This window comes from Vibrio sp. HI00D65 (assembly GCF_001635455.1).
Classification (GTDB): Bacteria; Pseudomonadota; Gammaproteobacteria; order Enterobacterales; family Vibrionaceae; genus Vibrio.
Window position 1 is genome coordinate 1 of sequence record NZ_LWEH01000566.1, and the last position, 679, is coordinate 679.

1 protein-coding gene is annotated in these 679 nt (G+C 58.9%); it reads left to right on the plus strand.

The window, feature by feature from the left end; all coding sequences use genetic code 11:
* A partial coding sequence (locus tag A3712_RS28055; protein WP_443083619.1) for a hypothetical protein occupies positions 1-679 on the plus strand: 679 nt, incomplete at both ends.

Here is a 679-nt window from a genome sequence, read left to right on the forward strand (position 1 = left end):
ATGCAGGCGAGACACTGACAGCGGTGAGCCTAACGGCGACCGATAGCGACAATGCGACGGCGGTTGACAGCGATACACCAACTTATAACGCTCAAAATGACGGCCCAACCATAGATGTGGTGGCAGAGGCAGCGTCCAATGAAAACGACGCGGCGGTAGATACCGCGGTGGCGACGGTCACGGCGTCGGATGAAGAAGACGGCACACCAAGTATGGGCTTGACGGCAGGCGAAAACACCGATAGTTACGTCGGGATCAGCGGCACCGATGTGGTACTGACGCAAGCGGGTGTTGACGCGGTGAATGCAGGCGAGACACTGCCAGCGGTGAGCCTAACGGCGACCGATAGCGACAATGCGACGGCGGTTGACAGCGATACACCAACTTATAACGCTCAAAATGACGGCCCAACCATCGATGTGGTGGCAGAGGCAGCGTTCAATGAAAACGACGCGGCGGTAGATACCGTGGTGGCGACGTTCACGGCGTCGGATGAAGAAGACGGCACACCAAGTGTGGCCTTCACGCCGGGCACAAACACCGATGGTTACTACGCGATCAGCGGCACCGATGTGGTACTGACGCAAGCGGGTATTGACGCGGTGAATGCAGGCGAGACACTGCCAGCGGTGAGCCTAACGGCGACCGATAGCGACAATGCGACGGCGGTTGACAGCGA